This is a genomic window from Rhizobium sp. BK491 (genome assembly GCF_014194925.1).
Classification (GTDB): domain Bacteria; phylum Pseudomonadota; class Alphaproteobacteria; order Rhizobiales; family Rhizobiaceae; genus Rhizobium.
Window position 1 is genome coordinate 18,464 of record NZ_JACIAR010000020.1, and the last position, 9,684, is coordinate 28,147.

The 9,684-nt window shown below is 56.3% G+C and carries 11 protein-coding genes; 3 read left to right on the forward strand and 8 right to left on the reverse strand.

The window, feature by feature from the left end; translation table 11 throughout:
* Positions 1-15 precede the first annotated feature (15 nt).
* Entirely contained in the window at positions 16-282 is a 267-nt protein-coding gene (locus tag FHX05_RS29135) for a hypothetical protein (protein WP_183716258.1), read from the reverse strand.
* A gap of 274 nt (positions 283-556) precedes the next feature.
* Between FHX05_RS29135 and FHX05_RS29140 the strand changes: the two genes are divergently transcribed.
* The gene (locus tag FHX05_RS29140) at positions 557-847 is read left to right on the forward strand and encodes a hypothetical protein (RefSeq protein ID WP_183876312.1); all 291 of its coding nucleotides are present in this window, start codon (positions 557-559) and stop codon (positions 845-847) included.
* Positions 848-1,004: 157 nt separating this feature from the next.
* On the opposite strand, the gene FHX05_RS29145 is transcribed toward FHX05_RS29140, so the two are convergent.
* The 6 genes from FHX05_RS29145 to FHX05_RS30675 form a co-directional block, all read right to left on the reverse strand.
* On the reverse strand, positions 1,005-1,208 hold the full coding sequence (locus FHX05_RS29145) for a CsbD family protein (protein ID WP_112339664.1): 204 nt from the start codon (positions 1,206-1,208) through the stop codon (positions 1,005-1,007).
* A gap of 26 nt (positions 1,209-1,234) precedes the next feature.
* A complete protein-coding gene (locus FHX05_RS29150) occupies positions 1,235-3,328 on the reverse strand; it encodes a catalase (RefSeq protein ID WP_183876314.1) in 2,094 nt (697 codons plus the stop codon).
* Between the two features lie 88 nt (positions 3,329-3,416).
* On the reverse strand, positions 3,417-3,854 hold the full coding sequence (locus FHX05_RS29155) for a PPC domain-containing DNA-binding protein (RefSeq protein ID WP_183876316.1): 438 nt from the start codon (positions 3,852-3,854) through the stop codon (positions 3,417-3,419).
* A 371-nt stretch (positions 3,855-4,225) separates the two neighbouring features.
* A complete protein-coding gene (locus FHX05_RS29160) occupies positions 4,226-4,375 on the reverse strand; it encodes a hypothetical protein (RefSeq protein WP_112339658.1) in 150 nt (49 codons plus the stop codon).
* Positions 4,376-5,296: 921 nt separating this feature from the next.
* Positions 5,297-5,539, reverse strand: a complete 243-nt coding sequence (locus FHX05_RS29165; protein WP_183876318.1) for a DUF2934 domain-containing protein — start codon at positions 5,537-5,539, stop codon at positions 5,297-5,299.
* The gene (locus tag FHX05_RS30675) at positions 5,508-5,768 is read right to left on the reverse strand and encodes a hypothetical protein (protein WP_112401008.1); all 261 of its coding nucleotides are present in this window, start codon (positions 5,766-5,768) and stop codon (positions 5,508-5,510) included. Before FHX05_RS30675 ends, FHX05_RS29165 begins: the two co-directional genes overlap by 32 nt.
* A gap of 717 nt (positions 5,769-6,485) precedes the next feature.
* Between FHX05_RS30675 and FHX05_RS29170 the strand changes: the two genes are divergently transcribed.
* Positions 6,486-7,580: a PAS domain S-box protein gene (locus FHX05_RS29170; RefSeq protein ID WP_210295035.1), complete on the forward strand. Its 1,095-nt coding sequence runs from the start codon at positions 6,486-6,488 to the stop codon at positions 7,578-7,580.
* A 147-nt stretch (positions 7,581-7,727) separates the two neighbouring features.
* Here FHX05_RS29170 and FHX05_RS30910 read toward each other — a convergent pair whose 3' ends face one another.
* Complete coding sequence (locus tag FHX05_RS30910; RefSeq protein ID WP_112610506.1) at positions 7,728-8,744, reverse strand: PAS domain S-box protein; 1,017 nt, start codon at positions 8,742-8,744, stop codon at positions 7,728-7,730.
* Between the two features lie 405 nt (positions 8,745-9,149).
* Between FHX05_RS30910 and FHX05_RS29180 the strand changes: the two genes are divergently transcribed.
* Positions 9,150-9,542: a response regulator gene (locus tag FHX05_RS29180; protein ID WP_183876320.1), complete on the forward strand. Its 393-nt coding sequence runs from the start codon at positions 9,150-9,152 to the stop codon at positions 9,540-9,542.
* Positions 9,543-9,684: the final 142 nt, after the last annotated feature.

Sequence of the window (9,684 nt, forward strand, 5' to 3'; positions counted from 1 at the left end):
ACGTTCCCGCACCGACTATTCGCAAACGGTTTCACGCACGACGACCCGATGATGATGGCGGTAGCCATAGCGCCTCTCCGTCCAGCACCGGCGATGATACCTATAGCGCGGAGCGTCATAGTATCCATCATCTGCGTAGGCCGGTCGATCGCGATAGTAGCGTGGCGGAGCCTCATAGTCGTAGCGCGGTCCAACTCCGTATTCAAAGTAGACCTGAGAGAATGCCGGCGATGCAGCCAAGGTCGCGGCGAGTGCCAATGCTGCGATTACAATTCTTTTCATGTCTTTCCATTCCAATTTACATAGGGCGGCGGCGCGCTAACCTGCGCCTTAGGCCTAATATGCCATGAGCGCTGCTCGTGGATACGGACCAAAGTCCCGGCTAAGCAAGGACTTAGGCCTCAGAGCTCATGAAAGCTCGGTTTGTTGGCGTAGGAACGGATGGACTCCGGCTTCTCAAAGCGTAAGATGAGGTATCGCCGCCAAGCGAATAAGTAGGCGGTGGCGACTGAGGGCTTATACGTGCTCCCGCCTGCAAGACCGAGGAAGCGGCATTATGCCCTTTCGGAAATACGCATCTATTCCAAATGATCCCAATTTCCGCGAAGCGTTATTGCTGTGGGCTCGAAAGCTTGTCAGGTCCGAGATGGTCGCAAAACGTGTGGCTCGGCGGACGATCGATGTGTTGTGCGACGATCCCAGCCTCCTCGCCGGACGCGACATAAACGAAGCGATTTTCAAGCTTTTGCGCCGGCACGCGTTCGATGAGAACGAATTGTCGCCTGAGCAAGGCCTTCGCGGTGATGGCCTCGTCCGTCCCCGAGAAAGAGCCGATGTAGTGAAGTGAATGGGCCGTTGTCTATCGGCAAATAGAGCTGCCTCGGGGTTCCGAGGCAGGGCTGTGAGGCTAAGCAATCAACCTCGAATGCGAACAGCTGGTTGGGGCAGATCCGTTCGCATAGTTAGATGGCCGCGACTTATGCCAAGCCGGTCCTCCGACATCCTTACCAAGTCTGGTGGCCATACCAATCGTCGACATCAGATTTGGCGCGGTCCGTCGCAAGTCCGTACCGCTCCTGGATTTTACCTTCGAGCTGATCCCGCTTTCCGGCGATTTGATCAAGATCGTCGTCGGTAAGCTTACCCCATTGCTCTTTGACCTTGCCTTTAAACTGCTTCCAGTTGCCTTCGACACGATTCCAATCCATGAGTGGCGGCATGGGTCGTCGGCTGTTCAGGCGAGCATGCGTATTTTGGGCTCGCGATCCCAATATCGCTTGGAAGCGGCCTCTATGAAGGAGCCGAGATCTACGACGCCGGCATCGGGTTGAATACCCGCTTTGTCGAGCAGCGCCTTGGCGGCTGCGTCATGACCGATGGCTTTCAAGTGTCCGAATGCATCCATGACCCACTGAACCGCCGCTCCCTCGTGTATCAAAGACGTTGCTCCCTCGTTTGAAAGAATGACGGCGATCGCGTCGAAAAGCTGTGAAGGTGAACCAAGGAGCTGTCCGTCGGCACGGATCGTATTTCCGTCGGAAAGCTTCGTCTCCCCGACCTTGGGTGCGACGATAAAGGGCCTCGCCTTGGCGTTGTTCAGGGCGCCGATGAGATCGGAGATAGTCTTGGCGTCGCTTCCGCCAGCGATCAATATGCCGATCTGCCGTCCTTCCAGCGTTTCTTTCATGTTTTTCTGAATGGAAAGAGCGGCGGACGCATCGAGCTCGATCGGTTCGCGCGCCGGCGAGTTCCTGGCCGGGTTGACAAGTCCCAGCCCGGCGGCAACGCGATTGGCGAGACCTGCATCGACGTTCAAGAGATTGCCGACCATGCGCGGAGGCACATGCGGCAGTTGCACTTTTGATAGCTCGAAGACGAAGGCGGAAGCAATGTGGGCCTGTTCTGACGGCGTCTGGGATTTCCAGAAGAGACGCGCCTGGCTGTAGTGGTCGGCAAAAAGTTCGGCACGCGCACGCCGCTTGTCGCCTTGTTCACCAGGAGCCGACGCATGCTCATAGGTGTGGAAGCCGGTTACAGGACATTCGCGGGGGCCTCCGGCTTCGCTATTCTCACTCAAACTGTTCGGTTCGTAATTGGCGCGGCCCTTCGGAATCTCCATTTGCATTTGCCCGTCGCGCTGGAAATTCATGACGGGACATTTCGGCGCGTTGATTGGCAATCGATGGAAATTGGTCGTCCCGAGACGGGATTTCTGCGTGTCGAGATAGCTGAAGAGACGACCTTGGAGCAGGGGATCGTTGGTGAAATCGACACCCGGTACGATGTTGGCCGGGCAGAACGCCACCTGTTCGGTTTCGGCAAAGAAATTGTCCGGGGTGCGATCGAGGACGAGGCGTCCGACGATCTTCAGCGGCAGGACTTCTTCCGGGATGATCTTGGTGGGGTCGAGGATGTCGTAGGGAAGGCTCTCTGCAAGGGCCTCGTCGAACAGCTGCAATCCGAACTCCCATTCCGGAAAGTGCCCGGCGGCGATCGCTTCGAAGAGATCGCGGCGATGATAGTCGTTATCGGCCGCCTGCAGTTTCAATGCCTCATCCCAGACCAGCGATTGCACGCCAAGCTTCGGTCTCCAGTGAAACTTCACGAATGTCGATTTGCCCGCATCGTTGACGAGGCGGAAGGTGTGAACGCCGAACCCTTGCATCATGCGGAAGGATCGGGGAATGGCGCGATCCGACATTGCCCACATCAGCATATGTGTGGATTCCGGCATCAGCGATGCCCAGTCCCAGAAGGTGTCATGGGCGGTGGCGGCCTGCGGATAGCCCCGGTCAGCTTCCATTTTAACGGCATGAACGAGGTCTGGAAACTTCATCGCGTCCTGGATGAAGAACACAGGGATGTTGTTGCCGACTAGGTCCCAATTGCCTTGCTTGGTATAGAACTTTACCGCGAAGCCGCGAACATCGCGCGGTGTGTCCACCGAGCCGGCGCCGCCGGCGACGGTTGAGAAGCGGACGAAAACCGGCGTTTTCTCGCCTTTGCGCTGAAAAAGATCGGCGCTCGTGATGTCCGAAAGCGGCTCATAAAGCTCAAAGAAGCCGTGCGCAGCCGATCCGCGGGCATGCACGATCCTTTCGGGAATACGCTCGTGGTCGAAATGGAAGATCTTTTCACGCAGGACAAAGTCCTCTAGCAGGGTCGGGCCTCGGACACCGGATTTGAGGCTGTTCTGATTGTCGGAAACCCGAATGCCCTGGTTGGTCGTCAGATGATCGGCGCCCCCATGGGGGCCACTCTCGGGGATGTGCTGGTGTGTCTCGCCGCCTTCGCCGCGGGAAGTTTCGAAGGGTGTGTCTGTCGCCATGATGTCCTCCTTCTGCCGTCGGAAATGCAGACCGAACCTCTTTCGATCGGCAATGTTCCGCTTGATTTGAGATTGGTATCCGTCGATCTCAAAGCTCGATCAGTACGATGCCGAAATCCTTCCGATGGCGACGATGCAGCGCTACCGGCGTTTCGATGATGGTCGCTTCCAAGGTCGGATGCACGACACCTTCAAGGAAATGACCGCCGCGCGTCGAGCCATCCCTGAGACCCAAGACGGCATGAAGATGGAGGCTCGCCTTGCCATCGTCGCCCGTCGCAATATCACCGATCAGGCTCAGCACCTCGCACTGTTCGGCAACGAGAATCTTGCGATAGCTGCAGTCGGTGAAATCGAACCAGCCGACGGTCGCATGTTCAAAGGCGCCGATTGCGGTGATTGAAGCTGCGGTCAACCCCTGTTCGGTTGCGAATGCGGCAAGCGTCGCGAATGCTTCCTCATTCGCGTCGAGAACGACGACATAGGTCTTCTGCCCGTTTTGAAGATCGATTTTCTTGTGATGCATGGCATCGCCTCCATGTTGCCTGTCGTGATCGATGCCTGCCAAGACTGCCCCAGCCGTTGACGGCAGCTTAGGCAGGGCCACTCTGCCGACCTTTGGCGTGACGCATTGCTTCCTCTGTTGAATTCGGCGATCCGAAATCCTTGGAACGTCGAAGGGTCAGAACCACCTGGAGCCTCGCAGGTTCCATTGGCGTGAGGACTCTTCGTCGTGCAGGGAACCTGAGGGTCGGATGAGGGTTGGCGAGGGCAAACGATCAGCGAAAGGACCTGAGAAGGAAAAGGCGCATGCCTCCTCATCCCAGGCCTCCATTTCCAGCACAGCGGCAGTCAGCCCGGACACTCGGTGCGATGCGCGGCCCAGCGTTCTTGTTTCTAATGGTGCTTGAAATATTGCACTTCGCGCTCGTGCTTTTCTGCCGCCTCACGGGTCTTGAAAGTCCCAAGGTTTTTACGCCTGTGCGTCTTGGGATCGAGCTTGCGCGAGTAAAGGCGATATTCGCCTGACTTCAGTTTGCGGATCATGGCAGCGTCTCCTTTCCTATGAATATAACCTCAAGGAGTGATTTCGGTTCCCGGCGCAGGCTGATGCCTGGTGGATTATCTCGGCCATGGCAGGGATATGTCGATAAAGGGATTGCCGTCCTTATATGTCCTCCAAATTCATACTCTAGCGAAATTCCGGGAACATGCGGCCCTTGGCATGGTCGGCCCATAGACAGCAACGAAGAGCTTGATGATGAAAAAGCTTGCGGCCATCACATTCGGTGCTGCGGTTTTCGCAACGGCATCGTTTGCTCAGGCCTCGTCGGCGCGATGATCGACGAAGGTGTGCCGGAGGAGGAGGCGATTTATATGGCGAGGGAATTCGCTGCGGCGGGTCCTGGTCGCCGCCCGCGTGGACGATGATCGCGTAGCGTGAGCTCAATCGATCCTTCAGGCCCATGCAGTCAATGCGGATGAGCGGCGCGCAAGCTATGTCGAGCAGGGAGGTTCTTGGAAATGCACAGGATTTCCAATCGACTGTCGCAATCCGCATCTCGGCTGCGCACGAACGCCGATAGCTGCTCGTCGGCAGCTATCGGCTCTTCGGCAGGAGAACCGAAAGGAAGGCGGGGAACCCTTCCGGTTATAGAACCGCGCGCCTTTGAGAAAGTTCCTGATGACAGTTGAATAGAGGTGTGATCGTCCCTTTGGCGCTCGTATGTCCCGCCGGAACTTTAGCGTCGTCGATTTGCGTGAGTAGGGGGACCATTCGAGTGCGGGCATCGGTCTCGCAAGGGCCAGTACGGGCGGAAATGATTGTTGCGATATAGACTTGTCTCCATCAGGGAACCACCTACTGGCTGCGCCCTGCAAGAGAATTCACGAGATTTCGGGCCGCTGCTCCGTCGTCGGATGGAGCCCGGTTTGTAGTCTCTGCGGGCCGACGACCCTGGAAACAGGTTATTCACGAATGGGTCGCGGGCCTTTGGCACGAGTAGTTTTCTTCTCTTTACGGTCATGCGGTCCCGAACCATTGCTTTTCAGGTCCTCTGACTTGTCGATCTCCCGCTCGGTTCGCTCATGCTGTTCTTCGGCGCGTTGCCAATGATCAAGGTGCCGTCCCTCCGGTCGACCCTCTTCCTCCCAGATTTTGTAGGCACGCTCACGACGCTTATCCGAGTTTTTGTCTTCGTGATTGGCCACGGAAGTTCCTCCTGGTTTTTATCGGAAAGTCATTCGTCAATTCGCTAAATGACGGAGACCGACGTTTCGCAGCCATGAGCAAATCGAGCTCGATCGATGATGGGCCGAAACGAAGGAAAAGGTTTTCGGCCATGGCATCATCGAGACCATATTTCTTTTGGAAATCCTCCAGCGAATAGGGGTTGCCCCTTACCAGTCGGCGCCGCTCCAAAGGCCGTTGCGTTTCCATATTGCGTCATCTCCTCGCGTAGCCCAGCAAAATCGCTGGCGAGACTGAAAGTTCCCCACAGCGCGAAATATTGTGAAAGAGCACGCACGGCCTGGGCGAGCTATTGGGCTACGTATCAGCGCTCCAACGTCGCGGAACCAGATAGACGCAATGCGCGGTTCACCATGGCCTTTGCGTCGCGATCGAGCAAGGCAGACCTGTCGCGCTGCGCTAAACGCACCCATATCTGCCGCATGACGTTGTCGAAGGGAGCGTCAACATGCCTCCATTGCGTTGTCTCCTCATTGTTTCTCAGGGGACAACGCGTTTCATTTGTATTGGTTCGAGCGAATGCGCCATGCTTTGAGCCGCCGCCTTCCACCTTCCGCACTCTATAGCACTAGGTGCTCGCAATCTTTGTCAATTCGACCCTTTCGACGTGAAGATTATCGAGCTTCTTCCTTGCCTTAAAGGAGGCCGATGCGCGAATTGACGAGGTGCTCCACGGTGCGGCTAGACGCTTGTGCTTGAAAAAATCGTATTGCGACACATTTTTATACAATAGAGCAATGCTCGTGGTCCAGCTGGAGGAAGGATTGGCAATCCTCATGTCTCCCTCATAGCCTCATGGCTATGCGCTGTCCGGTGTTTAAACCCCAACCTGCTTCCCATCCAAGCTGGTCGGCGCTCGGCAAGCAGCTTTCGAGACAAGGCTGCTGGCGATGGAGGAGCGTGAATATGACGCAAGATGCAAATGAGCCTACAGGTTCGCCCTTCACCGCGTACGAACGGAGGAAGGCGTCCTCGGATTCGGTGATGAACAACCCGCTGGGGGGACACTTCGGTATCTTGGGTCTTTCTGCCGAAGCGTGGCTCGCCGCCATCGTTGAAAATTCCGATGATGCGATCGTCAGTAAGACCGTCAATGGAATTATCACCAGCTGGAACAGAAGCGCCGAGCGACTTTTCGGATTTTCCGCCGCCGAGGCGGTAGGGCGCCACATCAGTATCATTATTCCAGACGACCGCCTGCATGAAGAAGATACAATTATCAATCACATTCGCAATGGCAGGAGGATCGAACATTTCGAGACGATAAGGCAGCATAAGGATGGAACGCTCCTCGATATTTCGCTGACGATCTCACCAGTCCGGGATAAGAATGGCGAAATTGTCGGCGCGTCGAAGATCGCTCGCGACATCTCCGAGCGAAAGCGGATGGTGGAGCGACAGCGGCTGATGCTGCGGGAAATGCACCATCGCATCAAAAATCTGTTCGCCATCGTCAGCGCATTGATTTCCGTCAGCGAAAGGTCCGCGGAAGCGCCCGGTTCATCTTTCGCCAACGACCTACGCGCGCGGGTGGCAGCATTGGCCGCCGCTCAAAATTTTGTCCTAAAGGAATCAGAAGGCGGCTCCGATGGGCATGCTTCAACAAGCCTTTTTGGTCTCATTGACGCAATCTTGTCGGCTCACCAGGACAAGAATGGCGCCCGCATCGTCGTTAGCGGAGAGGACGTTAGCGTGAACAATGCCGTGCTGACGTCGCTAGCTCTGCTTTTGCACGAATTCGCAACGAACGCGATAAAATATGGCTCTCTTTCGGTAAACGGCGGTCGGGTCGAAATTGAGGTCTCTCGTATTAACGGACTCGCGCTGACGTGGACCGAATTCGATGGACCTCCCGCACGGGTCCCCGAGGGATCCGCTGGCTTCGGATCTGAGCTTGAACGCATGACAATCGCCTCATTGAGGGGATCGATCCATCGAGATTGGCGTCCTGATGGGGTGCGTATCCTCGTTGAAATCCCTGATCAGCTTGCGCGGCGTTAGGTGCAGAAGCTGATTGAGCCGGAAAATTTGAAGCGCGATGCCTCCACTGGTCGCCAGATGGTACAGTTAAATGGTTTAACTCCTAAATGGTTTAACTCCACAATCGCATGCCTTGTTCGCTGGCATATTTCGGGTCTGCTGGAGGGATTATCCACCAAGCGACTGTAGCGGGATCCTCAGACTGATGCGCAAGCCGTCCGATCTCCAATCTCGGGTGATCGAGCCCTTAAGAGCGTCCAGTGCGAGTTGCTCCAATCGAGAGCCGAAACCAGCCGCCCCGCTTGGCGCGTCAATTGAGGGCCCACCGACCTCGGCCCAATGCAACTCAACTCCATCCTGGTCTCGAACTTCGACGTCGATATGGCCACCGGATGCCGACAGCGCGCCATATTTGATCGAATTGGTGACTAGCTCATGAAGGAGCAACGCGATCGATGTAAGCGCAACAGCGCCGACCGCAATGTCATTGCCTTGGACGGCGATGCGCTCACCCTTCTGATCCTGGTGCGCTGCAAAAATCGCTTGAATGAGGGCAAAAAGGCTCGCGGAGCCGCTGGATTGGGAGTTTCCGCCGGTGTGACCCAAAACGAGATTGTGTGCGGCAGAAAGGGCCCGGATGCGCGCGCGCAAGTCGTCGGCAAGGCCGCGGGCGCTCGTGGTTGTTCGTTCGCTCACCGAGACAAGCGAATTCATGACGGCAAACAGGTTCTTCACTCGGTGGCTCATCTCTTGCAGCAGGAGATCTTGCCTCTCGATCAACCGCTTCCGCTCGGAAATGTCGCGTACGATCTTGGAAGCGCCGACGATCTCGCCATCCTTGTCCGTCACAGGGGAAACCGTCAGCGAAATATCGACCAGCGTCCCATCTTTGCGACACCTCACCGTCTCATAATGCTCAATCCGCCGGCCTGCCCGAATGGAGGCGATTATGGTTGCCTCCTCATCCAAAAGATTGGGCGGCACGATAATGGTGATGGGCTGTCCGATTGCTTCGGCAGCTGAGAAACCGAAGAGTCGCTCTGCGCTTTTGTTCCAGCTCGTGATGATGCCGTTGACGGATTTGCTGATAATGGCATCTTCTGAACTTTCGACGATTGCAGCAAGCCAGGCGTCAGCCGATAGGGGGAGGGCCGCCGAATGGGCATCGTTGCGTGCGTGTGACACTTGTTTCTCCTGTCTCTTACGCTGTCACAGATTGCGAGAATCAATTCGTCGTGTCGTCTCTTGGAGGCGCGATAGACTGCCTCTCAGCTGCCCGGATCGATCCGAGTAACCGCATTTAACCTATGTCCTGTATAATGGATGCCAAGCCGAGAAGTTTCAAAGTTAATGATGTCTCTAGCGGCATCAGCAGAGTCTCCCGCTCAAGTGGCGACTATTCGCCCGGAAAGTTCAATCGCGCTGGGTGGCTTTGGGAACATTTCTATTGGCGTGATGTTGGAATGACCGAAATGCGCCGCCGCTTGCCGGACTTCCTGACGAAGGTGGACAGCTGCCGATGGGGCGCTATTTACCCTCCGGCCGGGCCAGCGATCCGACAAATCGCACAAGGATTTTGACGAGGCATTCATGCGAATCCTGGTTGTTGAAGATGAAGTTCTGATTGCCCTTGATGTGGAATCTGTACTGCGCTCAGCCGGCTATGACGTTGCAGGGCCAGTCGGCAATAGCGACGATGCTATCGAGTTGGGAATTGGCGCCGATATCGCCCTCGTCGATGTTCATCTCAGTGATGGTCAGACGGGTCCCTCTTTGGCCGGGTACCTAAGCCAAGCGCATGGTGTCACTGTCATATTCGCAACCGCCAATCCGGAAATCGTCGCCGCCGATCCTCACGCTATCGGGGCTCTGGTTAAGCCCGTCTTCGCGACCGATCTACTCAGCACCATAGAGTATGCCGTTGCGCTCCGCAGGGGCGAACCCGCTTCGGCACCCCCCTGCCTGAAACGCCTTCAGGCGTAGTCTTCGGGTCGCCACGGTTCTGTTGCAAACTTCCTGGTTACTGGTGGCATGGCATTGATCTCCGGAAGTCGCGGAGATTGGCAATGTTCAAAGGTCGGCATTTCGAGCAGTCGGTGATCTTGCTGTGCGTGTGCTGGTATCT